Raw genomic sequence first — 24,105 nt, forward strand, 5'->3', positions numbered from 1 at the left:
CCTGAAGAAGCGCGGCGAGGGCTGCAAGCACGTCCAGGCCGTCATTGCTCTGGCCCGCCGGCGGGCGAGTGTGTTGTGGGCCCTGCTGCGTGACGGACGGGTCTTCACCTCCGCCCCGCCAGTCACGCAAGCGGCTTGACTTCGTCATTGAGACTCCTGGCGTCGGTGGCGGCTGGCCTGGGTGCATGAGCGTAGGTGCGCTGGCTGCAGGGGGTGAAGGGCCAGGGTCAGCGATGACTGGAATCCGTCGATGGGCGCCGGTGGGGGAGAAGTGCGTGGAGTTGGCGGGAGGATGGGAGAGGGGACGTGATCTACCGCCGATTTGCGCGGTTTTGTGTAGCTCTGTGTAGCTTTTACTTATCACGGCGTGATAGGGCTACCCCAGATGGATCAACCTAGCTAACGTGTCGGAGCTTCAAAATATCCGTCGCGTTAGTACAGTTACTGGCTATGACGTCACCTGACTCCAGAGGCGACCGGGAAAAAGTCGTCTCCAAACTGCCCGCCTGGCTACGCCAGGAACTCAAGGTCCGAGCCGTGCAGCACGGCATCGACATGCAGGACGCCGTCGACGCCGGCATCAGCGCATGGCGCGGCCTCGGCTCCAACCTCGCAGCCATCGACACCTCCGGCGCCGAATCCTTCGCGACCTTCCTGCCCGCTGAGCAGTGGACAGGATTCAAAGCCGACTGCAAGAGCCGCGGCGTCTCCCTCATCCAAGGCCTGGCCCAGTCCGTGCGGCTCTGGCTCGACAGCAACCCAGCCCCGGCCGTCAAACGCCCCGCGATCGTCCGCCGCATCATCGTCTGCAACCAGAAAGGCGGCGTCGGCAAGACCGCCATCACCGCCGGCGCAGGCGAAGCCCTCGCAGAAGACCCCGCAGCCCTGGTACCCGTGCGGGTATCCAAGCACTTCGCAGCCCTCCTCGACGAGGACGACACCACCGACCCGCTCGCCCTCGAGGACCTACCCGGACTCGGACAGCGCGTCCTGCTCGTCGACTTCGACCCCCAGGGCCATCTCACCAAGCAACTCGGCCACGAACCGCTCCCCATGGACGGCGACTCCCTGACCAACCACATGGCCGGCGACGGCAAGGGAGACCTCAGCGACCTCATCGTCACCATCGACGACGACCGCTTCGCAGACCGACTGCACCTGCTGCCCGCCTGCGCCGACGCCTTCCTCCTCGACGTACGACTCGCCTCCGTCCGCGCCCGCGAAGCCGCCCTGGAACGCGCCCTCGCAGCCGTCGAAGCCGACTACGACGTGATCCTCATCGACTGCCCACCCAGCCTCGGCCTGAGCATGGACGCCGCCACCTACTACGGCCGCCGCCGCCCCGACGAGGCACCAGGCAACTCCGGCACCCTCATCGTCGTCCAAGCCGAAGACAGCAGCGCCGACGCCTACGGGCTGCTCACCTCGCAGATCGAGGACATGCGCGACGACCTGGCCCTCGACGTCGACTACCTCGGCCTCGTCGTCAACCACTACGACGCACGCCGCGGCTACATCGCCACATCCTCCCTGCAGTCCTGGATGGACATAAAGGATCCCCGCGTCGTCGGAGTCATCGGCGACCTCAAAGAACAGAAGGAAGCAGTCCGGGCCAAGCGCCCCCTGCTCGCCTACGCCCCCCGCTGTGAACAGTCCGTCGCACTCAGGGCCCTCGCCCGGGAGATCAGCAAGTGAGCAAAGCAAAGAACCTCGGAGCTGGAGCATCCTTCGCCCAGGCCCGCCCCATCAGCGCCCGACGCGCCGCCATCGGCGCAGCTACCGGGGTGCCCACCGCCGGCGTGCCTGAACCGACCGAACTCCCCCTCGCCGTCATCAGCCAGAACCCCGACAACCCCCGCGGAGTACTGAGGGACCTCGAGGGCCTGGCCGACAGCATCCGCGAGATCGGACTCGTCAACGCCATCACCATCGCCACCCTCGACGCCTACCTCGCAGAACGGCCCGACAGGGCCGACGACATCGACGAAGGCGCCCGGTACATCGTCATCGACGGACACCGCCGCCTCGAAGCAGCACGCCTCGCCGGTGCTCCCACGATCCGGGTGAGCATCGACAACGCCCTCGTCTCCACGGACGAATCCCTCCTCGAGGCCGCATTCGTCGCCAACGTCCACCGTGACGACATGAACCCCCTCGAGGAAGCTCAAGCCCTGCGCAAGCTGGTCGACTTCTACGGTTCCCAGAACAAAGCCGCCAAACGCCTGGGCATCGCCCAGTCGACCATCTCGTCCAAGCTCTCCATCCTCGAACTCGACCCCCAGCTCCAAGCAGACCTCGTCGCCGGCCGCCGCAAGGTCGAGCACGTACGCAACCTGGCCAAGCTCCCACCCGGGCAGCAGCGCCACGAGGCAGACGCCCGCGCGGCCGCCAGCGAGCGCAAGCGGTCCGAGCTATCACGCCGTGATAACCCCGAGAACCCCCGCCCCGCCAAAGCAGCAACCTCTGCCCCGACCCCGGCTGCGGCGACGGAGCTATCACGGCGTGATAGCCCAGCCAGCGAAACGGCACCCCCGCGCGATGACGTGCCCGCACCCCGCGCCGAACCCCAGGGGCAGTCCGAACCGCGCACCGCCCCCGCCGCGAACCTTCAGCCCGGCAACGAGATTCCCTGGCACGACGGACACAAGATTGCCGACCTTGTGCTTGAGCGAATGCTCAAGGAACAACGGGAGATCCTGGTTGAGCGCCTTGTCGCCGAGCACAGCGACACAACCCAGAGGTAGTGGTCCCGAAGCTGCCGCACCGGGGGAGTGGCACCAGGACCAGGACCAGCGAAGCTGGAGTCAACAAGGTGTGCCACCGGCGTTGACTCCGGTCAGCGCCACGACAGCAAGCTTCACGCTGTCACTGCCCCCTCTACGGTCAGCTGCATGACTGACACGCGCTTCTGTTCTGGCGGCTGCAGTCATTGGTGGCACAGACTGCCCGTCGCCTGACAGCCCAGCACACCTGAAGGCCACTTCCCTGTCGAACGTCTTCTGGGGAGCGGATCAGTCCCACCAGAAGTCCCAGTGGTGGGCATCGCTGATCCGCTCGGCGTATGCGGCCAAGGTCGCCTTCACCCAGACCGGCCGTCGACGGGCTGCGGCCGGGCACCTGGCGACTGCTGGGTGAACTCGGCTGACGGCCGCCCGATGCGGCGCGGTGGGCGATCGGGGAGGATGTGCACACTGGTGCGGAAATGGCATACCGGTGAGCGGGGAACGGAGGATCGGGTGGGGAACTGGGCGTGGCGGCACCGAAGGTGGCGGTGGGGTTCAGCGTGTGTGCTGGCCGTACTGGTCATTGTCGGGTTCTCGGTTCGGGCGCCGGTCAAGGACTGGTGGCTGGCACGTGAGGCGTGCGGGGGCAAGCTGCCCGGCGGTGATCTGGAGACGGTACGCACGGACGCGAGGCTTGGGGCGGAGGAAGAGTCCTTCGACAAGGAACTCGGCCGTTACCAATGCGTGTTGACGAACGACGAGGGCAAGGTCGTGGTCGCCGTGGACGCCTATCTGGACGGGAGGGACCGGGACCGCGAGATCCGCCGCATCGGCGCCTCCGGCCAGCCGCACGCCGTCCTGCCGGGCGGGCTCCCCGGCTTCGAGGCCCAGAAAAGCCGCGTCTACCTCATGCCCAAGTGCCCGCGCCGTGCCAAGGGCTCCTGGGGGAAGCACCACAGGCTGCTGGTGCGCACCTGGACGTACTTCGCCGAGAGCCGCGAGGAGAAGGCGGCCATGCTGCGGCTCGCGGTGCGGATGACGAACGAAATGACCGGGAAGCTCGGCTGCGGTGGCGAGCCGCTGCCCGCGCCCGAGGACGGGGCGGTGCCGGACACGGGCAAGTTCGTGCCCCGCGCGCAAGCGAAGGGCACCGCCTGCAATGCTCTGGCCACCACCCGTGGCCTGGCGGAAGGACGTAACGGGGAGGTACGCATCGCCATCGCTGACGGAGGGGTTGTCGGACGCTGCACTCTGCACGCACCCAAGAAGGCCAGCGACAACAGGTTCCGGCCAAAGGACAACCAGAGGCCGGGCAAGCCGCTTGTCGAGCTCACCAGTTGGCTTGGCACCTGGGGCGGGGACATGCGCGAGATGGGCTCGGGTCCCGATCCGCTACCGATGGGCGAAGGCGCCGTCTGGAAGCCTGCGCTGACCGCGGACCGGGCGTGGGCCGTCGCCAAGTGCGGTGGCGAGAACGCCGGCTTCGCCGCGCACTGGGGCTATGACTACTCCTACCGGGAAGAAGGCGAGAAGGTTGAGCCTCCGACGGAGGCCGAGCGGGAAGAGCAGCGGGTGCTGTTGCGTGAGTACGTAGCCACGTTCGCGAAGGACCAGGTGCGGCGCGGCAACTGCACGGGGTTGCAGCTGCCGGAAAACCCGTGAGGCGTGCCGTCCGCGAGCATGCTCAGGACGCGTGGATCGGCCCGGCACAGCCACTCAGGGTGGGCTCCTTGTACGGACTTCAGGAACTGGGCGCCCTGGTAGCCACGTTGCCCCGCGAGCACGTGGCCGAGGCGGCGCGCAAGCAGATGCGCAGACTTGCCGTTGAAACCGGGCTGGCCAAATACACCGAAGTCAGCTCGACCTTGGACGCCCTGGACCGGGGCGAGACCGTACGGCGCGGCCAGGCCAGCCCGCTGGGCCTGCGCCTGCGCACGATAATGGCTCAGGCCGACCAACACATGGACGACCTCCGCAGATGGGCCGCGGAGAACATGGTGCACGCGGTATGGGGCACGCCGCACCAAGCGGTATGCGACATCGCGGCCACCCGCAGCAACCTCAGCCTCCACTGGCTCGCCGAACTCCACGCCGACCTCGGCCACCCCCCGATACCACCCATCCCCGACGACCACTTCTGGGCAACCCCGCGCAACCCCGACATCGACACCAGCTGGTACGCAGACCGCTACGCCCAGGACCAGAACTGAAGGCGGCGGCAGGGATCACAGGCCGCAGGCTGCTCCGGGATCAGCAGGTGCGGAGGCACAGCAGGTGTACGACGAGGCGGCTCTCCTGGAGACCGTTCCTAAAGACTGAGCGTGAGTTGCACGTGCTCAGTCGAACTCCCCGAACGGTCTTGGGTGTTCTGGTCCACCGCGTTCCTGCCGCGTGCGGTCCCTTCGCCTTGCAGGCGTGGTCCGGGTACGCGGGGGCGGTTTCCCTCGCGCCCCCGGTCGCCGGGTCGGGCCTGGGCGGTCCGATGCCCGCCGGCATCGCTCTGGTGCTGGCGGGGCGGTGCCGTCCGTCGCCTGATCCGGTGACCGAGGGAACGTCGTCCGATCGCCACCGCTGCGGCGTAGTGCCGTGTCGCGGGGCGTCGCTTGGTGGTAAGCGGCTTCTGCCAATGCTCCGCGCCCCACATCGAGGTATAGGCGGGATCGACAGCGATCACGCTGATACCGGACTCCGCGCACATCGACAGGAGGCGTGCGCGGAGTCTGCTGGTGGGGATACCGGAGATGAGCTGCCGGAACTTCTTCTTCCGGCCGTGCTTCTCGCGGGTCTTGGAGTCGGTGAAGTCGAGGTCTTCGATCGCGATGGCCTGCACGCCCGTAGCCTTGGCCCAGTGCAGGAGGCGGGTGAGGGCGGGCGGAGTTGTGCGTCACGGTGTCCGGCCGAACCGCTGAGGTCGTAGTCGAAGCGGCAGTGCGCCTCGATCGGGTTCGCCCACGAGGCGTAGCTCGGGGTGAAGCACAGCTCGACCTTGTTCTTCTTCGCCCAGCGGCGGATGTCCGCGCCGGTGTGGGCGGAGAGGTTGTCCAGAATGACATAGATCGGTGCGCCGTCGGGCCGGGCGGCACGGATCGACTTCAGCGCGGCCAGCGTGTTGGCGGTGCCTTTGCGGCGGCGGTTGACGCCCCACAACCGGTCGTCGCCGACGGAGTAGCAGCCGTGGAAGGAGGTCACACCGTGCGTGCGGCGGTAGGTCGCCGGCAGGCGGTTGGGCTTTCCCTGCTTCGCCCAGCAGGAGCCTCCGGTGGACCGGATCCCCAGGGGCCCGAACTCGTCGAAGGCGAAGACCCGGTCAGGGAAGTGCTCCACGACGTGCTCGATGCGGTCGAGCTTGGCGTCGCGCTCGGGGTCGCGCGACTCCTTCCATGTCTTGGTGCGCTGGAAGGTGATGCCGCGGCACCGGAGCAGGCACCGTAAGGCTTCACGGCCGATGCGGATCGCACGTCCGTGCACGCGGCGCAGGTAGGCGGCGAGTTTGCGGATCGACCAGCGGGGTGAACGGCTGGCCGAGTTTGGCGGGGCGAGTGGTGGCCGTCTGGACGACGAAGTCCTCGTCGTCAGGGGTGAGCAGGCGGGGACCGCCTCCCGCCCACCGAGGGTCCATGCAGGCCAGGCCGATCTCGTTGAACCGGTGGATCACGTCCCGCACCGTGTCCTCGTCGGCCTGGACCAGCTGGGCAATCACAGGAACGCGGTTCCCGCCGGCGGACGCGAGCAGCATCATCGCCCGCCGATAGCGCACCGAGCTCGTGCTGCCCCCGCGCACGATCTGCTGCAGCTTCTGCCCCTCCTGGTCGGTCAGTCTGCGCACCCGCACAGGCTCAGTCACCACGCCTCCAGCAGTCGGATCGGACGTGGTCACCGGCAACGGCCGGCCAGTCGCCGAACTCAAGCTGGGTGCCTTCGTGCTCGACACCCACATCCAGTGGTACGGCGCGTACGGCGAGGACGACGACGAACGGGCGGAGCCGGTGCACATCGCGATGCGCCGGGCCGGCCAAGGCCTGGACGTACACATAGCGGCTGACGACGTGATGCTGGTCGGTGATACGCCGGCCGATATGGCAGCCGGCCGGGGCAACGATGTGCCAGCGCTCGCAGTCGCCTCGGGCCAATCGAGTGTCCAAGAACTGCGCGAGGCCGGCGCCACCATGGTGGTCGCAGACCTCGGAGACCCGCGGGCTCTACTTCGTGCTCTCGGCCGGGCCTAACCATGTATCGGCCCCTCAGACGTTCGCCCGTTGATCACATGTGTGACGGCTATGACATTGGAGGGGGACCCAGGCGATCCCAGGGTGACAAGGCAGGCGGGCGTGCAGGAGGTTCGGGGGTGGATCGTGGAGGCATGGTGGCCACAGGTCCGGCGAGGAGATCAGGGTACTTGTCGATCCATTGCAGGCCTCCGCGGTCGAGGCGTTGCCGGGCCCTCGTGACGGAGACATAGGCGAGGCGATAGTCGTCCACGGTGTAAGGACGAGGGACCTGCCGACCGTTGGCGTCGACCTCGCTGGTGGCCTGTGGCTCGAAGTCCTCAGCAATCTTGACCGATAGCCACTCGCGTCCTTTGGCCTTGTGGGCGGTGGAGAGAACGACGTCCGCCACGGATTCGTCTGTGAGCTGTTGCACGGCGCGGAGTACCGTCTCGGCCCCGTGGGTGTCGATGATGTCAACCAATGGCAGCAGGTCACCGCCCATCGGGTCCTCTTCCGCGTATTCCTGGAGTTCACCCCAGGTCTGGAAGAGCACGAGTTCGGGGTGAGCGGTGCGCCGTCCGGCCTTGAGCTCACCGGCGGCCCGGGCGAGTTCTTCAAGAGCCTTGGCGCTTCCGACGAGTGCGACCCGTTTGCCTTCCTCGAGCAGGCGGAAGGTCTCGGTAATGGTGCCGGCGTTCGTGCGGCACAGGATTGCCTCGGGCTGCTCGATGGGTCCGATGGTCGTGTCGAGGGCGGGGTTTCCACGGAGGCGGATCGGTGATCCGGCGGCGTCGAGCCACCGGTTGGCCTCCTCGGCCAAAGCGGGGCCGAAGCGGAAGGACTGGGACAGCACCAGCTGCCTGCCATCGAAGCCGGTCATCACGTCACGGGCACCGCGCCAGCCGTAGATGGCCTGGGCGGAGTCTCCGACCATGATGAGCTGCGCATGCGACCGTTGGGCGTTGAACACCTCTTCGAGCACCGGGTTGGTGTCCTGCGCCTCATCCAGAAGCAGGAAGTCACCGGGGATCACCGGCTTGGTCATGGCCCAGATCTTCAAGGCGTGGTTCGGGTCGAGCTTCACCTTCCGCCCGTCAGGGTTCTGGAGGTCTTCCCAGGCCCGCTTCGCGTACGGCAGGACGAAGCGGGCCACCTCGGGGCGGTGGCCGTTGTCAAGGCCGCGGATATATGGCAAATGCTTGGGCGACAGGTCCGTGTCGTTGGAGTGGCAGAACTTCACCACCATGCCGAGCGCGGCGGAGGACAGCGCCTTGTGTGTCATCACGCGCTCGCCGAAAGTGACCTTCATCGTCCGTGCGATGCCGAGCCGTTCTCCTGCTCGCCAGGCCGGTTCGCGCGGCGCCCCGTAGCGCTCGCCGTAGCGGGAGGCGAGAGCCTTCATGGCGATCGAGTGCGGCGTCCGGCAGTGCACGTTGGGCGGGAACCGGCGTGCTGCATCGTCGACGACTGATCGGTTGAAGGCAAGGAACACGCCGCGGTGACGGTCCGCGTGAGCGAGCAACACCAGTGTGGCGGTCTTGCCGGTGCCGGCACCGGCCTGCACGGCGAAGTGTTCACCACTGAGTTTTACCTCGACGGCCAGGTCCTGCTCCGGAGTCGGCGGAGGCCCCTTGCGCGAAGCGGTCTTCGGATGCAGCACGAGGGGAGCTGCTGGTTCAGGTAGTGGGGGGCACTGTCGGGCGGCGAGGTGCCGCAGGTACTCCTCGGCCAGTTCGAGGGCACGCTCGATCAGTGCGTCTGAGGCGCCCGTCCTGGTGCTGACGCCGAGCTTGAGGTTGAGCCGCCGGTTGACTTCTGCATGGTGCAGCCCGGAGAGCCGGGCGATTTGCGAGATGAGCCCGGAGAGTCTTCTGGCCGGGGACAGCTCCTTCGCGCTCATCTTTGCCTTCGGTGCAGGACTGGCGAACAGGGCGATCTGGTCGTCGGTGTCCTTCGGGGCTTCCTCGTTGCCTCGGCGTGGTGGCTTGCGGCTCACCAGGTCTCCTTTCCACAAGACGCGTAAGCGCAGCGTACCGGTGACGCTACAGAGAGTGACAAAGTGGCGGAATCGAGTGGGCTCAACAGAGGAGAACTGGATGACCGACGACGACGCGACAGCGGAGCCCGCCCCGTTTCCTCCGCTGCACGAGTACGCCTTGGCGCAACCGTGCCCAACGTGTGCAGCACTAGCGGCTGTCGAGTGCGTCGCGCCACGGAAGAAGGCACGCCAAGCACGCATCGACGATCTCCGGCAACGGTACGCCGTCGATTTTCGTAAGCCCGATCCGCTGCACCAGATGCACGCCCGCCGAATCGACGCCGGCCGACGCCACCTCCAGCGAGACATCAGCCGAGCTCCCTGGCCTGATGAACGGGTTCCCGGGCGCAGCTACAGCACCCTGCACGCCGCACCGGTCCCCAAGGTCAGGCCAGCCTCTTCCCCTGCTGGGAGAACTCTGCAGGAACGAGGCGCTGCCGTCTTTGGCAGGACCACGGAAGGTATCGGGTGGCCCTACGGGCTCTCCACACCCTCCCAACGCAACTACCGAAACAGCGCGGTGCGCTACGAGAATGCCGTGCGAGACCGACGCCAGGCGCAGGAGACCATCACCGCCTGGGCCGAGATGTATGGTCTCCGCCGCAGCGAGGCGGGCTGCTGTCCCCGCTGGCTCCAGCGGCGGCGCAGTAGGCAGTGCACGATGGGAAACTGCAGCCGCTACGACGCTCCCACTGCAGACGCCCCATGGCTCGACCACACCGTCGCGTGGCTCCGCGACGGTGGCCCGGCAGCGCTGACCTCTGCCCCCTACGGCCTCTCCCCCATGGACGTGGCCCGGCTCGAGTGGTGGCCGCAGCAGGACCCGCGCCTGCACGTCGCTCGAGGCACGGGCTGGTACGGATTCACCACCACACAGGTCGTGGTCTGGCGATACGACATCCTCGGCGACGTGGAGCCAGCGCGCCGCGACGCTCCAGCCTTCCTCCAAGCCGACGTGTAAGACGGTCAGAACGCGGGGCCCGGGTCCGGTGCCGGCGGTTCGGCTCGTTGCCCTTCAACCCCTGTGCGCGAGCCTCCCCCCAGCCGGACAACACCGTTTACCCGGGGCGCTTCGTTCGTTCGGCCACGTGGTCTCCGTTCCTGCGCGAGGGGGCGGTCTTGGTGTCGCCGACGGTGCGCCTGGATGCGAGGGCATCGTCGCTGAGTTTGATTGCAGACCATGTGGAGACGCCTTGTTCGAGCCCTGTCCCTGGTTGTGCTTGTCCTGGCCACCACAGTCGCAGCGGTGCCAGCCGATACCGTCGCACAGCAAGCGTGCAAGGCGGCCGACGGTCACCGGCTGGCGGGTTCTCTGGACCGGGCGAAGAAGCTGTACGAGTCGGTGAAGGCAAGCGACGGCGACCAGCAGTGCGCCGTCGACGGCCTCCGGCTGGTGGCCGAGGCCCGCCAGGACGCAGCCGAGCTCGTTACGGCCGGGCAACTCATGATCCGCTCCGGGGGCCTGGCGGCGGCCGAAGACAAGTTCGCTGCCGCGCTTCGGCTTGATGCCGCAAGCGCTGCCGCTGCCGCCGGCATCGCGCGCGTCTCCGACCTGAAGAGTCGCCCCTTGCCCACGGCAGTTTCGAACAGTGATCGCTTCTACCGAGACTGGGCGCTCCCCCTTGGGCGTCTCGTTGTGGTTGCCGCGGTCGGAATGCTCGTCCTCTACGCTCTTGCCGGCGTGTGCTCGCGGTGGCTGGTGAAGGTCGATGCCGTCGCGTGGCCGGCGTGGGTGCGGCGCACCATGGGCAGCGTCGGTGCGTTCCTGTTGTTCGCAGCAGCGGTCATGGCGCCGTTGTTCGCCATGTTCAGCCCGTTTGCACCGACGTGGACGCAGTGCTGGGTCGGTGCCCTGGTAATCGGACTGGTGGGTGTCGGGGCAGCAGCCCTGGTGCTCTGGGCCGCTCGCGGCGATGAATGGCGGCGGTGGCGTGCCCTGCTCCTGTCCCTGGACATCATCATGCTGGCGGGGATTCTTGCGGTGCTGCTGAGCTCCGCGCTCAGCTACGACGTGCGGCTGATGTTCGTGTACATCACCCTCACCGTGATCGGCGTGCTGCTGACGGCTGCGGCGCTCGGCCAGAACCTGCGTCTGCAGGTCGAGGTGCAGCAGTCCGACGGAAGCGTGAACGCCTCTTCCTCCGACTACCTGCTCGCCAGGATGAAGGGCCTCGGCACTGAAACCCCGCAGTCCTTGCGCAAGAGCACGTCCACACCGGGGACCACACCACTAAGTCAGATCCCCGTCGAGGAGCTCAGCGCCCTGCCTGCGGGAAAGATCGTGGGAACCCTGACCCGCCTGTTCTTCGCACTCAGGCCCGATCTGACCTGGCGCGCCAGGGTCACCCTCGTGGACGACAACCGCATCGCGATCAGCCTTTCGCGCAACGGACAGCAGGCAGCCAGCACCGTGTTTAGCCGGCCGGACCTGCACCTCCCGAAGGAGGACCAGGAGCGCGCCAAGGCGCAGATGCTCACCGGCGCCGCCGCATTCATCCTGGTGCAACTGAGCGCGGTGCACGAAGAGCTCCAGGACGGCCTGTACGGCGCCAGTCAGTGGAGGAGCGTCGCCCTACAGGTGATCGCCAGCAGCAAGTCGCTGCTCGCCGACAACGAAGCCCGGGACGCCACCAAGGTGCAACTTCTCGCCAAAGCGGTCGACGAGGACCCGCAGAACGAACTGGCGCTGTTCGAGTATCTATGGGCCTCCTACGGGCTACAGCCCCACGAGGAAACGGATTTCGGCGGCTTCGCCCGGGCCATCGATGCTCAGTACCACCGTTGCGAGATCTCGAAGGTTTCCGACGACCGCGAGGGATGGATGCCGCTCAAGATCCGAATCCTCTACAGCAGTGCCACCCAGTGGGTCAACGGATACATCGACGCTGGAGGCACGGACGAGGGCCGTGCCACCATGCTGGTCAGCGCCCGCGAGTCCGCCGACGAGCTCAACCGCCTATGCGACCCCAGCAAGGTCGCATGGAAGGGGAAGGAGTTGTGCCACCAGCAAGCGGCGATGCGCCCGCACGCCCGCAACCTCGTGGAATGCTTCAACGCACTGCAGGAGACCACCGAGGCCGGGCAGGTCACGGCACAGCACTCTCACGAGGAGCCGCACACCTCACCTCGGCTGGCCTACGACCACGCATGCACGCACATGCTCATCGCGCGACGAAGAAACCTCAGCGAAGAGGCTCGACGACAGCAGATGGAGTACACCATCCAGGACCTCCAATACGCCATCGTCACTGAACGCGACAAGAAAGAGGCTCAAGGCGACCCCTGTTTCACGGAACTCCGGTCAGACCCTCGTTTCCAAAGGCTCGTCAGCACGCCACAGGCCCGGCGGCGGAAACGCCTCCGGACGGGGACGCTGTGATTCTGGCTGGCGGAGTCTCATCCCTGGCGTCGTCGGTGGGGGAGACGATCAGCTGGAACCGGGCAGTGCCCGGGTCGTCGCCGGGTGCGGGGACGGTGTCCAGGTAGCCGTCGATGGCGAGGTGTTGGGTGTCCTTAGCTCGCCTCCGCCAGGGTGGTGGTGCGGTGGGCAGCGTCGTACGCGTCCAGGAGCGTCTTTGCCGGGAGGCCGCGGTCGGCGACCTGGTGGCCGTTGGCGCGCCCACGTCCGGATCGCGGCCAGCTGCTCCTTGCTGCGCTTGGTGGCAGTCGGCGCGGAAGCTGCGGCGGTCGCTGCGGGACGGCCGCCGGCCTTCACGGTGCGCAGGGTTTCCTGTGCCTGCTCCAGTTCAGCCTTCAGCTTGGCGACGCGCACTTCGGCCTCCCGCTGGGCATCGTCGGCCTCGCGCCGCGCGGTCAGCTCGTGGAGGTCGCTGCGGACGCGCGCGGCCTTGTTGCGGATGACGGCGGCCGGGTGATCCTTCGCCCAGGAGAGCAACGCCTCGATCCCGTCGCTGTCCACCGCACCATCGGACGCGGGGCCAGCCGCCTGCGGGGCGTCGGTGTCCGGGGTGGGGACGTCTTGGTCGGTGTACTAGAGGGCTTCGGCCAGTTCGCTCTCCGACAACCCGAGGGTCTCGCGGACGTGTTCGGGGCTGTCGCCGTTGTTCAGCATGGAGGCGGCGGTGGCGGTAAAGGCGTTGGCGGGCATCGTGTCTCCGGTCGTCGGGTTGTCGGACGTGTTCATGTGGGGGAGCAGACGTACGAGGTCGTCCTCGCCGCAGGGCAGACCCAGTGCGCCCAGCAGGTCGGCAAGGTCGTCCTTGTCGCGGGCCTGGTGGGCGACCACCAGGGAGGCGGCGGCGCTCTGGCCGCTGCCGATCGGGGTGAGTTCGAGGGCCTCTGCTTCGAGGGCCTCGTTCATGTCGGTGAACACGGTCGGCTCCTCTACGCGGCGGTGGTGCGGGGCTTGCGCTGGGCGAGCCCCAGGAGTTCGCGGTTGCGCTGCTGCTGGTCGGGGGTGAGCGGCCGGGGCTTCTGTGCACCGTGGCGGTGCCAGAGCGGGGAAGCGGGCGGCTCGGGGTAGACGAGGGCGTGGTTGACGTCTTGCTCGGTGCTGTTCATAGGGGCCTCCGTCGGGAGGGATCAGGCGTGGTCGTCGTCGCGCCGGCACCTGGACTGGACGTCGGAGGCGAACCTGCCGAGGCGGGCCTCAACCGGGTTCGCGGCGATCCAGTCCTCAGCGCACCTTGTGCACGGGCTCCCCGTAGTGGGAGCGCATCGGCGTGGGCTTCTCGCACAGCACGCAGGGGCGGTCCTGCCAGCGGTCGAAGTGCTGGCTGTCACGCCATTCGAGGAGCGCGCCGGGAGCCGGGATTAGGCCCGGCTCCCACAGCGGCGTTTTGCGGTGGCGGCTGGTCACGGCCGGAAGCCGGGCAGCTGCTGGAACACCTGCTCCACCAGGTCCGGGGCCGGTTTCCAGGGCACGACCTGCCCGCGTGCTGGGATGAGCAGGGCGAGCTCTTGGACGTCCGCGAGCACCAAGTGCCACGCGCCGAGGTGCGCCCATTCCGAGCAGGGTGGCAACCCCTCGGGGTCTTGGTGGCAGTCGGTGATCCGGGCGACGCCGACCACTGCGCCTGTGACCAGCTGTCGGCTGCGAATCGTGCGGCCGATCAGCAGGATGCGCAGGGCGGGCTGGTCCATCGTCTTGCTCGTGTGCAGCAGCACCCAGCCCGGCCGCCATCGGTTCGGACGGTTCTCCACCGTCTTGGCACCGGCGAGGATGCAGCCCGCGTACGGCTGCCGAATGGTGATGCCGCGGATCCAGTCGCGCTTGGGAAGGGTCGCGGTGCTCATGCGGCTCGCCCCCACACGGCCGTTCCCGGGCGCCCGGCGCGGCGGCCGTTGATGGACGGCACCGCGGCGTGCTGCTGGGTGGCGAGGTGGGCCCGTCCGGTGTGCTTGCCGTCGTACAGCGCGGCGTCAGCGGCCCGCTGCAGCACGGTCAGATCGCGGGAGCCGACCATGTCCGGGGTCGCGGCGCCGACCGAGGCGGCGATGTCGAGGGTGCGGCCGTCGTCCAGGACGACCGGTGTGTGGAGCATGCGGACCAGCTGCGCGAGGCGCTGCTCCAGGCCAGCGGCGGGTACCTGGACGACGACGGCGAACTCATCGCCGCCGAGACGGCCGACGGACGCGCGCGGGCCCGCCCACGCGGTGAGCCGGGTGGCGGTGGCGGCCAGGACGGCGTCTCCGGCCGGGTGGCCGAAGTCGTCGTTCACGGCCTTGAAGTGGTCCTGGTCGACCAAGACCACCGCCGTGTCGTCGTCGTGCCGGGCCAGGAGCCGGCGGGCGCGGGCGGTGTAGGCGTCGCGGCGCAGCAGCCCGGTCAGCGGATCTTTCCGGGTGGCAGCCAGTCGCTTGTGCAGGGCGACGGCGTGGACGGCCCAGCCGGTCAACGGCAGGGCGGCGGTGGTCAGTAAGAGGGCGCGCTGCCCGATTCGGGCCCGGGTGTGCAGGACGGAGTCCATACTGGGGATCTCCCTCTCTCGTCTCGTACGGGGTGGGTAGGCCCGGGACAGGCGGCAGGTTTGGACGCCAAGGGCGCCTGTCCCGGGGCGGAGCTACAGCGTGAAGTCGCTGCGAGTGGTCCAGCTGAGGGGGTTGTGCCAGGGGCCGGCCTTCGCGGCGGGCCACTCCATCTGCCGGCCGGGCTTCAGCCCGCGCGCTCCCCACTGGTCCGGCTGTTTGCCGGGGATCTTGAGTCCGGCCGTGTGTGCGGCGAGCGCGGCGTCGTAGACCTCGTGGGCGCGGCGCAGGGCTGTGGCGGGGGAGTCGGCGACGCCGGCTCTGAGAGGGCCGGGGATCAGTAATGGTCTCCGGCTACCCGACCACAACGCCCTTGCGGGCCGGGTTGGTGGTGTCGTGTATCGGGACGTCAACCTAGAACTCGGTGCGCGGCATGACGCCCATCTCCTCTCCGTGCCAGTGCTTGAGGGGCCACCGCGACCGCCCCGGCCCTGCGTGGTGCGAGGAGGCCGGGGCGGCACGGAGAGCCCGTCAGGTAGCGACGGCGGCGGGGGAGTCCAGGCCGGTGCCGCGGAGCGCGTCCAGGACGTAGGCGTCGAAGCGGGCCTGGTGCTGGGCGGCGACCGCGTGGCCGGCGGCGCGGGCGTAGGCATAGCTGTACGCGTGCATGCTGGCGTTGGTGTCGGCGAGGGCCTGGTCGACGGCGCGGCGTGCGAGGTGCTCGGTCCAGGTCTGGGCGGCCGACTCGCGGCGGGCGTGCGACGTCGCGTGGGCCACCGACTGCGCCCACTGTCCGCTGCCGCAGGTGGAGCCGCCGCACTGCTCCCAGTTCCACTGCCGCTGGCGCATGCCCTCGGGGTTGGCGTCCCAGTTCGCAGCCCAGCGGACGGCCCGCTCGGGGATCTGCTGCTGGACGACGTCCAGGACGTCGCGACCGCAGGGGCCGAGCGCGCGGTGGGCGTCGGTCTCCTCGAGGACGCGGATCTGGTGGGAGAGCAGCCGGTAGGGGGAGTAGTGCTGGCTCCAGTTGCCGGTCTGGCCGAGCGGCTGGACTATCCACAGCCGAACGGGCCAGGTGATGGGCCAGATGCCGGTGTCCTCCAGCGCCTCACCGACGCACTTGACCATGCGGAAGTACGAGAAGGGGCTCTCGTCGAACCACAGGTTGGTGCAGGGCTTGGGGTGGTCGAGGACCTGGCCGACGTTGGCGGCGAGGTTCACCGGGGTTCCGGCGTGCCGGGACGTCTCGATGATGCCGTCGGCGGGGGTGGCGATGTACCAGGTGACGGGCTTGCGGGCCATGCGGGCCTCCGTGAGAGGGGCAGGAGCGGGCGGGCCGCTCATAACTGGACGGTGCGGCGGTGCGCGGCGAGGCCGGCGGTGCCGCCCTGGATCGGGAGGTGACAGGTCGGGCAGCCGTGGGCCCATTCATCCCCGGCCGGGAGGTCGGCCGGGGTGAGCGGGTGCGGGCCGTCGGTGGCGCGGCTCATGCGACCGCGTCCGCGTACTGCGCCTGAAGGCCGGCGCGGCCCTCGGGGTCATCGTCGTGGTCGTGGTCGTCGGTGCCGTCGCCGTGGACGGTGCAGACGATGTCCGGGTCGCTGTCCATGGCGCCGGTCAGCGCCTTGTGCAGGTCGGTGACCGAGTAGGCCGGCGCCCACGCCTGCCCGGTGCACTCCGGGTCGAAGGGGCAGGGCAGCGCCACGTCGAAGCCGAAGTCGCCTTCTCCGTCGACGTCGTCGCGGAACGCCAGGGTGAGGGACTGCGGCCCGAGGCGGATCTCCGCGGCGCGGTCCCGGCCGGTCACCAGGTCCGAGCCGGGCCGCCACCGCCACAGCGGCAGGATCTCCGGGCCGAAGAAGCGGCGGACCAGCCACAGGTCGCCCAGGCCGTCGCTGCCGTCGCGCCCGAGGTCGGCCTCCCGGACTTGCGAGAGCTGCTTCAGGAACGGCTCCAGGCGGTACAAGGTGTCGGCGAACACGATGGTGTTGAAGCCTTCGGCCGCGAGTCGCTGGTGGGAGTGGACCATGGCCCGGTGCTGGGCGCGGACGACGTCCTCAGGCACGCGCCGGATAGTCGGCCGCGGGCTCTGCCGCTCCAGGCAGACCCGCAGCGGCGTGGCGACGATGACCGCGACGGTCGGCATCCCGTGCCGCTTGGCGGCCATCACCAGCTCCACCCGCACGGACTGTTCGATGTTGCGCGCGTCGATGACCGTGTTGAGCTTGCGGGCCATCCGGCGCTCCAGGATCAGCTTGAGGACGTCGGCGGCATCGGCCGTGGCGTCCTGGTCGCCGGGGTCGTCGCTGACCGTGTCGCGCAGGGCGTCGAGGGAGAGGACCTGGGAGGCCGGCCAGGTGCGGGCCAGGGTCGACTTGCCTGCGCCCGAAGCGCCGATCAGCACGATCAGTCCGCTTTCGGGCAGGTTCGGGTACAGCACCGAGGTCATTCGGGAGCTCCTTGCGGGTCGAGGGAGCGGGCGGCCCAGTTCAGGCGCTGCCCGGCGTTGTCGGTGAGCAGGGCGGCGGCCTCGTGCAGGGGGCAGGAGGCGTCGCCGTCGCGGTCGGGCTCGATCTGCTCCGCCCGGCGGGCGGCGGCGGTGACCAGCTGCGCGAGGGCGGGGAAGAGGCCGCCGGGGACGTCGATGTCCTCCTGGAGCTCGCGCAGGATCGAGGCGAGCTCGCGGGCGTCGACGTCGTCGGTGCTCAGGTCGTCGGCGATCTGCTGGAGGGCGAGCTGGGCGATGCCGACGGAGGCGCGCACCTGGTCCAGGCGCGTGCGGGAACGGCCGGTCATCGGGGGGTCGCCTTGGTGGTGGCGACCACGGCCGCGAGGGTTTCCCAGCCGTGGTGCCAGGCGGAGTCGAGGTGGAACGCGCCATTCATTCCGTGCGAGGCCAGCTTGTAGAAGTCGCCCTTGCCGGTCTTGGTGGCGATCTTCTCCAGGAAAGCCTTGCCCGGGACGCGTCGGTCCGCGGCGTAGTGAGTGGCGAAGGAGAGGGCGAGCGCGACCGCGGCGGCGGCCGGGTGGACCCGGATGCCGAGGGCGCGGGCGCCAGCCCCGGCGATGATCGCCTGCGTGGTCGTGTAGGTCAGGCAGTGCTGAAGGCACGCCGAACGGCCGTCAGCCGTGCCGTGGGTCGTCTCTTCCCCGGTGACCGGGTCCTGGTAGGTGACCGGGTGGTCGTCGGAAGCGCCCTTCACACGGGCACAGAAATCGCTCTGCACCCAGAAATCGCCGATCGCGCTACCGGCGCGGGTCAGTCCGAGAAGGGCCGCGAAAACGGCGGGACGATGCTGCATGCTGGATCTCTCCTGAACTCGAAACGGTGAGGGAGCGGGCGGTCGACCCTTTGCCGATGCGCGGCCGCCCGGATGTGCGGGCCCCGTCCCGGCCTGGACGGTCGGGACGGGGCCTGGCTCACGCGGCCTTACCCAGTTGGCCATCAGGTGCCAGCCGAGCTCCGGCGCCTGGGGCAGGTCCTCCCACATTTCGTGGAGCACGCCGTCTTTGGCCCAGGCTTCGTCCCACCAGGCGCGCAGTTCCGCGAGGCGGGATGTGGTGGGCTGGTGGCCGTGTCGGCGGGCTGGTTCTGCGGGGTCTGGTCGTTGCTGTGCACGGTCGGACTGCTTTGGCTTGTTCGCGGGTGCGTCGGTGGGCGGCGGCCCGTCGGTAAGGCGGTGCGTTGGAGCGGGGCTGTTCCGGCTCCCTGCCCGCGCCCGGGCCCCGGGTGGGGGTGCGGGAGGGGACAGGCAGACGTCAGTGCGTCAGCTGTTGTCGGGCGGGAGCTGGTTGGTGGTGCGGCCGAACCAGCGGGTGTCGGTGTGCAGCTCGTTGTGCTGCAGGTAGGTCGGCCCTTGGTGCTGGTGAATGGTGGTGCTGGGCAGCGCGGAGGCGCCGTCCCGTACGGCGCGTCCGATCATCCGGGCGGCGATGCCGATCGTGCCGACGAGCCCGGCCGGGGCGGCCGCGGCGATGGCGAGGGTGGTGGCGTCGACGCTCGACAGCGACCACAGCACCAGGGAGATGGCCGCTCCGACGGGCAGGGAGCCGAGGGAGTAGACCAGGACGAGGGAGGCGTGGTCGGTGGCCTTTTGGGACATCGGCGGCCGTCCGGGCTGGGCGTACGGCATGGCGTCCCCTTGCGTCGGGGCGGGCACGATGTCGCGGTAGTGGGTGGCGGTGGGGGCGTTGCTGCTGTACCCCTCGGCGAGCAGCCGGGCCGCCTCGAACGCTTCCTGGGCCGTCACCGGGGTGTGTTCCGCGCTGTCGCGGTGGTCGGCCATGACGTGGGTTCCTTCCTGCATGGGGCCGTGAGCGCGGCGGAGGCGGCCCGCGGTTCGGCGGGCCGCCTTCGGCGTGGGCTGGGGCTACTTGTTGGAGACGGAGTTGACGGTGTCGCTGGCGGTCTTGGCGCCGGTGCCGATGACGTCCTGGACCTTGGCGACGGCGGTGGCGCCCCAGGGGGTGGCGACGACGAGGATCCAGAACACGGAGACGGCGATGAACTCCCGCTTGCGGAAGCTGGAGTCCTTCTTGAACCAGATGCCGAGGCCGATGGCGACGATGGTGAACAGGCCGGTGACGGTGAGCGTCATGGGTCTACTCCCGGAGTAAAGGGGTGGTGGGGCTGCAGGTCAGGCGTCGAGGCGTTCGGCGGTGTGCCAGTCGCGCTCGATCTTGTGGAGCTTGCCGTGGCGCTCCAGGCGCTTGGTGGCGCCTGCGACGTTGGTCGGCTTGAGCTCGGTGACCTCGGCGATCTGCTTGTTGCGGCGGGCGCCGCTGTCGACCGCGTCCCACACGAGCTGGGAGCGGGTCGGCGGGACGAGCTCGTCCAGGTCCTCGTCGTCGACATCCGCGTCGGCCGGGCCGACCTGGGGCCTGATGTCGATGACGGTGGGCCTGCGATTCGGCTTGGCCTGCTCTTCCTTGAACACCTCGCGCAGGAACTGCTCCTCGTCGGCGGCGTCCAAGTGCCGGTATTCCTCCCGGCGCAGGTAGGCCGCGCCGGCGACCTCGGCTTCCCGGTCGGTGAGCGTGGGCAGCGGAAACTGGCGGCTCACGCGGGCGGGGTTGGTGTGGAACATGGCCCGGGACTGGGTGTACTGGGCTTTGCCGTCGGCGATGTAGAACAGGCCGCCGGTCTCCGAGCCGTCCGGGAACCGCTCCGGGAGCGGGGAGAGCCGGAACTCGGGGGTGCGCGAGCCGAGCGACATGACGTCCACGTCCGACCTCGCGGTGCGGAAGAGGGCGATGTTGCCGGACTGGAGCATGTCGCGGATTGCGTTCGCGCTGGCGTCCGAGCCGATCGAGTCCAGGTTCGGGATCTGGACCCAGACCCGGGCGGCCATCCCGGCTGCGCGGGAGAGCCGGCCGACGCTGGACACACTGCGCAGCAGCGGCTTGACGTGGTCTGCGGTGGGGTCCTTGAGGATCATCTCGTTGAACTCGTCCCAGGTGATGACCACCGGTGCGAACGGCTCGAACGGCACGAAGAAGCTCCGGCCGTTCTCGGTGTAGCCCTCCGCGTCGAGCCACTGCATGGTCATCTGCTCCGCGTAGCGGGACTCGGAGACCGCGTTGGCGGCCTGCCCCATGAGCATCGCCCCGTAGAACGACTTGACGATCCAGTCCAGGTCGTTCATCCAGGGGGCGTAGCCGGCGCCGCCCTTGCCGTCGGCGAGCCAGGAGACGAACCCGTTCATCCGCTGGGCGATCTGCAGGTCCTCCTCCAGGGAGGTCTTGCCGGCGCCGGTGGTGCCCGAGCCGAAGGAGTGGACTGCGGACGCCGACGCCCCGCCGCTGAGGCCGCGGCGCTTGGGGTCGAACTTCAGCAGCCGCCACTTCGCCGGAGCTCCGTACAGGTCGCGGCCGACGGTGACGTAGCCCTGGTCGTCCATGCGCAGGGCGTTAAGGTCCAGCGGGATCCCGCCGGCCAGCGGGTTGATCGACATGTCGTTGACCTCGATCCGGCGGGCGTCGAGTACCCGCAGGTGAAGCCGGGCCGCGCTGTCCTCTCCTTCCATGTCGAGGGCCTGGGCGATGCTGCGCGGCTGGACCTCGGAGACACCGGCGCCGCGCCGGGGAAGGAGGATCTTGAACTTCCGGCCGAACGGTGTGTCCTCCACGTCGTACAGCTGGCTGCCCGGATAGGGGCTGAACCCCTTCCACACCGCGGGCAGGTCGTCCTCGTCGAGCTCGGTGACCTTGGCGCGCAGGCGCACGGTGAGCTTGGCGCGGGAGGCCGGCATGTCGTCGGGCCGGTAGATGTTGACCGCGCGCGGCGGGACGTCGAACGCGATCGACACCGAGTCCTGCGCGAGCGACGTGGCGGGCCTGGCGGTGGTGGAGACGATGACGGCGGTCAGCTTGTCGTCGTCCAGGTGGACGCTGGCGAGCTTGGAGGCGGGCAGCGGGCCCCGGTCGCAGGCGATCCATTCCACCCAGCGGGCCAGGTACCAGTCCTCGCCCGCCGCCTCCTGCTCCGTCTCGGGGTTGGCGGGGTCGGGCTTCGCCCACACCCTCGCGCCCCACGACGCGGCGATCGAGCCGACGACCAGGTGCGCCCACCAGGGCATGTCCACGAACCCGGTGGCGGGGATCGCCGCGAGGGGACCGGCCCGCAGGGCCATCTCCACCGGGCTGTATCTGCGCCACCAGCCCGTCTGCCAGTCGGGCAGCAGCCGCGCCCACGCCGTGCGCAGCAGCTCGCAACGGGCCCGGCGGGCATCGGCGGTGACCTCGCGGACCAGGGCCGGCCGCTTCGGGTGCGCGTACCAGCCGTCGGCGACACCAAGGGTGTCGACGAGCCGACCGTCCGCGCCGAGGGTCGGCGGAAGGGAGTGGCCCTGGGCGAGACGGGCGCGCATGCGGCGCAGGGTGCGCCGGTAGCCGCGGCGGCTGGAGCGGCACATCCACTCCCACGGCTCGCCATTGCCCGGCAGCCACCGCCACGGGCCGGGCAGCATGCCCAGCGCCGCCCACCCGGCCGCCACCCCGGTCGCGCCGAAGGTGGTGACGAGCAGCTGCCCGTCGGTCATCAGCGTGGGCGCGAGACCGAGCGCGGCACCGGCGTACAGGCCGGGGGAGCGCTGCAGCTCGGCGACCCGCGCCCGGATGCCGGTCAGCTCCTGGGTGGTGTCGTCGTCCTTGTCGTCTGTCTGGGGCGCGGTCGTGGTCGCCATCGGCCTTCTCCCTTGGCGCGAAGGCAGCGGCCGGGACCGCCCGCGGCGGCCCCGGCCGCTGCGGGCGGGGTGGGGTGCGCCTAGCGGCGCTGGATGAACTCGCGGTCGGCCATCTGCACGTTGTGCGTGCGGTTGGCCTCCGCCATGCGGCCGTGCTGGGCACGGGTCTCGCCGTCCAGGCCCTGCGCGGCGGTGGACAGGGAGTCGGAAGCGGAGACGATCTGCCCGACGTTGCCCGCCATGGCGTTCGACAGGGTCGCGATCTCCATGTAGGCGGTGGTGGTGGGCTCGTCGACGTTGAGGACGGTCATCGCCTCGGACAGGTAGCGGGCGGAGTCGGCCCGCTCGCTGAACCGGGCCTCGAGCCGCTCGACCGCCGCCCTGGTGCGTGCGGCGCGCACACCGTAGGCGGTCGCGCGGGCGAGGACGGCGACGTAGGCGACGGCCGCGCCGGCCTTCTGGGTGGCGCTCATGCGTGGGCTCCTCGGGTCTCGTAGGTCTCGGTCTCTGCGCTGGTGTCCTCGCCGTCGACCTGGTCGGAGATGTAGAAGTCGCGGTCGGCGACGGACTCCATGTCGGCCGCGATGTCGGCGTAGTAGCCCTGGCCGGCCTCCAGCAGCGCCTTGGCCTTCACGACGGCCTCGCCCTGGGAGATCGTGTTCTTCTCCAGCTCGTCCAGCTGGGCGAGCAGCACCTGGTACTGCTCGCTACAGCGGGTGACCCAGCCGATGACGGTGGGCCCGGCGCCGACGTCCTCCAGCTGCGCGACGAGCTGGTCGGCGCGGCCGATCTCGCGCTCGCAGCGCTGCCGGATCCGGCCGTAGACCTGCACGTCGTCCTCGCACATGAGGGAGAGTTCGTCGCTCTCCTCCATGACGGAGTCGTAGCTCACCTCGGATGCCATCCGGCCAACTCCTCCACGGTCGTCGATGGTTGTTTTTGAGACACCGCCGTCGCCGGGGTCCGGCGTCGGATCCGGCGCGTTGGCGGCGGGTTGCGGAGCCTCGTCAGCCGGACTGCGGGGCCCGGGCACCGGGGCGTGGCCTTCTGCGGGGCCCCTGGGGGCGTTGCGGGCGTTGGTGAACCAGTCACCGCCGTCGTCCTCTGCAGGCGGCTCTGAGGCCCACTCAGGCGGCTTCTCGGCTTCCTCCGGCTCCCAGCCGTCCTCCGCCCACACGGTGGGCGGCTCGGCCGGCATCGGCGGGATGGGCGCGGCGACCGGGGCCGGGTCAGGCTCACCGGCGGCCTGGCGGCGCTTGCGGTACTCCCGCAGGGCGCCCCGGCCCGTGTCCTTGCCCCAGGCGACGCCGCGGGCGGCCCAGCTGCCGACGCGGCGGCCCATCGGGGTCGCGACACGGGCGACCGCGGTGTGGCCGCGATAGCCGGCCCGAAACGCCTCCGGAACCGTCAGCGAACCCTCGCCCGACGCCGCCGGCTCCTTCCACGGCGAGACCCCGGCGTGGTTCGTCGCCGGCGGGGTGGCTCCGTGCTTCTCGGCGATCTTCCGGACGGTCTTGTCGTGGCGGACCTGTTCCTTGATCAGTTCGCGCTGCGCCGGGCTGATGCCGAGCGCGGCGCGCTCGCTTTGCGCTCCTGCCGCCCATGCCAGCAGGCAGGCGGCGAGCAGAATCTCCATCGCGTTCCCTTCACGGTCTGCGACCGGGGAGGGTGAACGCGGCCCTCGTACGCGTACGTACGCGTGTAGGGGCCGGGAACGTTCACCTTCCCCGCGAGTGAACGAATGAGTGAACGATCACCGTGTGTAGCGTTCGGTGATCTTCTGGACGGCGTCGCCGACCTCGCGCCAGGCGCGGTTGGCGACCGCCGGGTCGACGCCGCGCAGCACGCCGCGCAGCCGGTCCAGGCGCTTGGTCGCGCCCTCCTTCGGGGACCGCTGGTCGGCCTTTCGGATCTCCCGGTTCCAGTACGCGGAGCCGCTCATCGGGCCGCGCCTCCTTCCCTCAGCGGACGGGTGGTTCGGTGGTGCGGTTGTGCGGTGGCGGTGCTCGCCGTGGCGCTCGCCG

The 24,105-nt window shown here is 69.5% G+C and carries 27 protein-coding genes and 2 pseudogenes; 8 read left to right on the forward strand and 21 right to left on the reverse strand.

What is annotated here, in order from left to right; genetic code table 11:
• From QCN29_RS30140 to QCN29_RS30160, 5 genes and pseudogenes are all read left to right on the forward strand, one after another.
• Nucleotides 1-139 (forward strand): annotated as a pseudogene (locus tag QCN29_RS30140) (IS110 family transposase); the annotation flags it as partial.
• 311 nt (nt 140-450) lie between these two features.
• Nucleotides 451-1,695 (forward strand): ParA family protein, encoded by a 1,245-nt coding sequence (locus QCN29_RS30145; RefSeq protein WP_279932142.1) that lies wholly within the window; start codon nt 451-453, stop codon nt 1,693-1,695.
• Entirely contained in the window at nt 1,692-2,744 is a 1,053-nt protein-coding gene (locus QCN29_RS30150; protein ID WP_279932143.1) for a ParB/RepB/Spo0J family partition protein, read from the forward strand. Before QCN29_RS30145 ends, QCN29_RS30150 begins: the two co-directional genes overlap by 4 nt.
• Nucleotides 2,745-3,287: 543 nt before the next feature.
• Nucleotides 3,288-4,385: a hypothetical protein gene (locus QCN29_RS30155; protein ID WP_279932144.1), complete on the forward strand. Its 1,098-nt coding sequence runs from the start codon at nt 3,288-3,290 to the stop codon at nt 4,383-4,385.
• A 68-nt stretch (nt 4,386-4,453) separates the two neighbouring features.
• A complete protein-coding gene (locus tag QCN29_RS30160; RefSeq protein ID WP_279932146.1) occupies nt 4,454-4,933 on the forward strand; it encodes a hypothetical protein in 480 nt (159 codons plus the stop codon).
• A 98-nt stretch (nt 4,934-5,031) separates the two neighbouring features.
• On the opposite strand, the gene QCN29_RS30165 is transcribed toward QCN29_RS30160, so the two are convergent.
• On the reverse strand, nt 5,032-5,553 hold the full coding sequence (locus tag QCN29_RS30165; protein ID WP_318036752.1) for an IS200/IS605 family accessory protein TnpB-related protein: 522 nt from the start codon (nt 5,551-5,553) through the stop codon (nt 5,032-5,034).
• A 98-nt stretch (nt 5,554-5,651) separates the two neighbouring features.
• Nucleotides 5,652-6,567, reverse strand: a pseudogene (locus QCN29_RS30170) (IS630 family transposase); the annotation flags it as partial.
• Nucleotides 6,568-6,592: 25 nt separating this feature from the next.
• On the opposite strand from QCN29_RS30170, the gene QCN29_RS30175 reads away from it, so the two are divergent.
• On the forward strand, nt 6,593-6,949 hold the full coding sequence (locus QCN29_RS30175) for an HAD family hydrolase (protein WP_279932148.1): 357 nt from the start codon (nt 6,593-6,595) through the stop codon (nt 6,947-6,949).
• 49 nt (nt 6,950-6,998) lie between these two features.
• Here QCN29_RS30175 and QCN29_RS30180 read toward each other — a convergent pair whose 3' ends face one another.
• On the reverse strand, nt 6,999-8,927 hold the full coding sequence (locus QCN29_RS30180) for a UvrD-helicase domain-containing protein (RefSeq protein ID WP_279932150.1): 1,929 nt from the start codon (nt 8,925-8,927) through the stop codon (nt 6,999-7,001).
• 703 nt (nt 8,928-9,630) lie between these two features.
• Between QCN29_RS30180 and QCN29_RS30185 the strand changes: the two genes are divergently transcribed.
• Both QCN29_RS30185 and QCN29_RS30190 read left to right on the forward strand, forming a co-directional pair.
• On the forward strand, nt 9,631-9,930 hold the full coding sequence (locus tag QCN29_RS30185) for a hypothetical protein (protein WP_279932151.1): 300 nt from the start codon (nt 9,631-9,633) through the stop codon (nt 9,928-9,930).
• 285 nt (nt 9,931-10,215) lie between these two features.
• Entirely contained in the window at nt 10,216-12,348 is a 2,133-nt protein-coding gene (locus QCN29_RS30190) for a hypothetical protein (protein ID WP_279932152.1), read from the forward strand.
• Nucleotides 12,349-12,396: 48 nt separating this feature from the next.
• On the opposite strand, the gene QCN29_RS30195 is transcribed toward QCN29_RS30190, so the two are convergent.
• The 18 genes from QCN29_RS30195 to QCN29_RS30280 all read right to left on the reverse strand — a co-directional run bounded on the left by QCN29_RS30195 (nt 12,397) and on the right by QCN29_RS30280 (nt 24,023).
• A complete protein-coding gene (locus tag QCN29_RS30195; RefSeq protein ID WP_279932153.1) occupies nt 12,397-12,888 on the reverse strand; it encodes a hypothetical protein in 492 nt (163 codons plus the stop codon).
• Between the two features lie 72 nt (nt 12,889-12,960).
• Entirely contained in the window at nt 12,961-13,302 is a 342-nt protein-coding gene (locus QCN29_RS30200) for a hypothetical protein (protein ID WP_279932154.1), read from the reverse strand.
• Between the two features lie 11 nt (nt 13,303-13,313).
• Nucleotides 13,314-13,490 carry a hypothetical protein gene (locus QCN29_RS30205; RefSeq protein WP_279932155.1) on the reverse strand — a complete coding sequence of 59 codons (177 nt, stop codon included), beginning with the start codon at nt 13,488-13,490 and terminating at the stop codon, nt 13,314-13,316.
• 115 nt (nt 13,491-13,605) lie between these two features.
• Nucleotides 13,606-13,788: a hypothetical protein gene (locus QCN29_RS30210; protein ID WP_279932156.1), complete on the reverse strand. Its 183-nt coding sequence runs from the start codon at nt 13,786-13,788 to the stop codon at nt 13,606-13,608.
• Complete coding sequence (locus tag QCN29_RS30215) at nt 13,785-14,225, reverse strand: ASCH domain-containing protein (protein ID WP_279932157.1); 441 nt, start codon at nt 14,223-14,225, stop codon at nt 13,785-13,787. The genes QCN29_RS30210 and QCN29_RS30215 overlap by 4 nt, the downstream gene beginning before the upstream one ends.
• Nucleotides 14,222-14,899, reverse strand: a complete 678-nt coding sequence (locus QCN29_RS30220) for a GGDEF domain-containing protein (RefSeq protein ID WP_279932158.1) — start codon at nt 14,897-14,899, stop codon at nt 14,222-14,224. The genes QCN29_RS30215 and QCN29_RS30220 overlap by 4 nt, the downstream gene beginning before the upstream one ends.
• Nucleotides 14,900-14,992: 93 nt before the next feature.
• Nucleotides 14,993-15,265, reverse strand: a complete 273-nt coding sequence (locus QCN29_RS30225; RefSeq protein ID WP_398860263.1) for a hypothetical protein — start codon at nt 15,263-15,265, stop codon at nt 14,993-14,995.
• A gap of 163 nt (nt 15,266-15,428) precedes the next feature.
• A complete protein-coding gene (locus tag QCN29_RS30230; protein ID WP_279932160.1) occupies nt 15,429-16,199 on the reverse strand; it encodes a hypothetical protein in 771 nt (256 codons plus the stop codon).
• A gap of 38 nt (nt 16,200-16,237) precedes the next feature.
• Complete coding sequence (locus QCN29_RS30235) at nt 16,238-16,387, reverse strand: hypothetical protein (RefSeq protein ID WP_279932162.1); 150 nt, start codon at nt 16,385-16,387, stop codon at nt 16,238-16,240.
• Nucleotides 16,384-17,346, reverse strand: coding sequence for an ATP-binding protein (locus tag QCN29_RS30240; RefSeq protein WP_279932163.1), 963 nt, complete (start codon nt 17,344-17,346; stop codon nt 16,384-16,386). The genes QCN29_RS30235 and QCN29_RS30240 overlap by 4 nt, the downstream gene beginning before the upstream one ends.
• Nucleotides 17,343-17,693 carry a hypothetical protein gene (locus tag QCN29_RS30245; RefSeq protein WP_279932165.1) on the reverse strand — a complete coding sequence of 117 codons (351 nt, stop codon included), beginning with the start codon at nt 17,691-17,693 and terminating at the stop codon, nt 17,343-17,345. The genes QCN29_RS30240 and QCN29_RS30245 overlap by 4 nt, the downstream gene beginning before the upstream one ends.
• The gene (locus tag QCN29_RS30250) at nt 17,690-18,199 is read right to left on the reverse strand and encodes a hypothetical protein (protein WP_279932166.1); all 510 of its coding nucleotides are present in this window, start codon (nt 18,197-18,199) and stop codon (nt 17,690-17,692) included. The genes QCN29_RS30245 and QCN29_RS30250 overlap by 4 nt, the downstream gene beginning before the upstream one ends.
• A gap of 465 nt (nt 18,200-18,664) precedes the next feature.
• Complete coding sequence (locus tag QCN29_RS30255) at nt 18,665-19,183, reverse strand: hypothetical protein (RefSeq protein ID WP_279932167.1); 519 nt, start codon at nt 19,181-19,183, stop codon at nt 18,665-18,667.
• Nucleotides 19,184-19,267: 84 nt separating this feature from the next.
• Complete coding sequence (locus QCN29_RS30260; protein ID WP_279932168.1) at nt 19,268-19,495, reverse strand: hypothetical protein; 228 nt, start codon at nt 19,493-19,495, stop codon at nt 19,268-19,270.
• Between the two features lie 39 nt (nt 19,496-19,534).
• Complete coding sequence (locus tag QCN29_RS30265) at nt 19,535-22,081, reverse strand: hypothetical protein (RefSeq protein WP_279932170.1); 2,547 nt, start codon at nt 22,079-22,081, stop codon at nt 19,535-19,537.
• Nucleotides 22,082-22,161: 80 nt separating this feature from the next.
• A complete protein-coding gene (locus tag QCN29_RS30270) occupies nt 22,162-22,554 on the reverse strand; it encodes a hypothetical protein (protein ID WP_279932171.1) in 393 nt (130 codons plus the stop codon).
• The gene (locus QCN29_RS30275) at nt 22,551-23,717 is read right to left on the reverse strand and encodes a hypothetical protein (protein ID WP_279932172.1); all 1,167 of its coding nucleotides are present in this window, start codon (nt 23,715-23,717) and stop codon (nt 22,551-22,553) included. Before QCN29_RS30275 ends, QCN29_RS30270 begins: the two co-directional genes overlap by 4 nt.
• Nucleotides 23,718-23,834: 117 nt before the next feature.
• Nucleotides 23,835-24,023: a hypothetical protein gene (locus QCN29_RS30280; RefSeq protein WP_279932173.1), complete on the reverse strand. Its 189-nt coding sequence runs from the start codon at nt 24,021-24,023 to the stop codon at nt 23,835-23,837.
• Nucleotides 24,024-24,105 lie beyond the last annotated feature (82 nt).

The sequence above is a fragment of the Streptomyces chengmaiensis genome (assembly GCF_029846775.1).
Classification (GTDB): domain Bacteria; phylum Actinomycetota; class Actinomycetes; order Streptomycetales; family Streptomycetaceae; genus Streptomyces; species Streptomyces chengmaiensis.

Coding starts and splice junctions, on each gene's coding strand:
- QCN29_RS30185 (WP_279932151.1), top strand. CDS start 9,631: ATGGGAAACTGCAGCCGCTACGACGCTCCCACTGCAGACGCCCCATGG.
- QCN29_RS30250 (WP_279932166.1), bottom strand. CDS start 18,199: ATGCAGCATCGTCCCGCCGTTTTCGCGGCCCTTCTCGGACTGACCCGC.
- QCN29_RS30260 (WP_279932168.1), bottom strand. CDS start 19,495: ATGACGCTCACCGTCACCGGCCTGTTCACCATCGTCGCCATCGGCCTC.
- QCN29_RS30280 (WP_279932173.1), bottom strand. CDS start 24,023: ATGAGCGGCTCCGCGTACTGGAACCGGGAGATCCGAAAGGCCGACCAG.
- QCN29_RS30255 (WP_279932167.1), bottom strand. CDS start 19,183: ATGGCCGACCACCGCGACAGCGCGGAACACACCCCGGTGACGGCCCAG.
- QCN29_RS30145 (WP_279932142.1), top strand. CDS start 451: ATGACGTCACCTGACTCCAGAGGCGACCGGGAAAAAGTCGTCTCCAAA.
- QCN29_RS30220 (WP_279932158.1), bottom strand. CDS start 14,899: ATGGACTCCGTCCTGCACACCCGGGCCCGAATCGGGCAGCGCGCCCTC.
- QCN29_RS30275 (WP_279932172.1), bottom strand. CDS start 23,717: ATGGAGATTCTGCTCGCCGCCTGCCTGCTGGCATGGGCGGCAGGAGCG.
- QCN29_RS30265 (WP_279932170.1), bottom strand. CDS start 22,081: ATGGCGACCACGACCGCGCCCCAGACAGACGACAAGGACGACGACACC.
- QCN29_RS30235 (WP_279932162.1), bottom strand. CDS start 16,387: ATGAGCCGCGCCACCGACGGCCCGCACCCGCTCACCCCGGCCGACCTC.
- QCN29_RS30205 (WP_279932155.1), bottom strand. CDS start 13,490: ATGAACAGCACCGAGCAAGACGTCAACCACGCCCTCGTCTACCCCGAG.
- QCN29_RS30230 (WP_279932160.1), bottom strand. CDS start 16,199: ATGGCCCGCAAGCCCGTCACCTGGTACATCGCCACCCCCGCCGACGGC.
- QCN29_RS30270 (WP_279932171.1), bottom strand. CDS start 22,554: ATGAGCGCCACCCAGAAGGCCGGCGCGGCCGTCGCCTACGTCGCCGTC.
- QCN29_RS30240 (WP_279932163.1), bottom strand. CDS start 17,346: ATGACCTCGGTGCTGTACCCGAACCTGCCCGAAAGCGGACTGATCGTG.
- QCN29_RS30245 (WP_279932165.1), bottom strand. CDS start 17,693: ATGACCGGCCGTTCCCGCACGCGCCTGGACCAGGTGCGCGCCTCCGTC.
- QCN29_RS30215 (WP_279932157.1), bottom strand. CDS start 14,225: ATGAGCACCGCGACCCTTCCCAAGCGCGACTGGATCCGCGGCATCACC.